Here is a 251-nt window from a genome sequence, read left to right on the forward strand (position 1 = left end):
TGTCTCGGCCGGTGCCATCGGTTCCGAGCGGGTGCGGCCAGCTCGGCGGCGTCCAGGCAGCGTACGCGTCGGCGCGGGCGGGATCGAATGGCGTCCAGACGAGCGAGACGGCGGCGACCAGCACGATAGCGGCGATGACGAGGGCGGCGGCGCGGCCGGTGGGGATGCGCCACAGGTTCCGGAGACCGTTCATGCGCGCTCCCTGAGCCGCGGGTCGACGGCATGGTGGACGAGGTCGACGACGAAACCGG

Annotated in this window: 1 pseudogene; it reads right to left on the reverse strand. The window is 72.9% G+C overall.

What is annotated here, in order from left to right:
• A pseudogene (locus tag SB660_RS22405) lies at nt 1-193 on the reverse strand (hypothetical protein); the annotation flags it as partial.
• Nucleotides 194-251: the final 58 nt, after the last annotated feature.

This window comes from Bacillus sp. SIMBA_005, from assembly GCF_046535585.1.
GTDB lineage: Bacteria > Bacillota > Bacilli > Bacillales > Bacillaceae > Bacillus > Bacillus pumilus.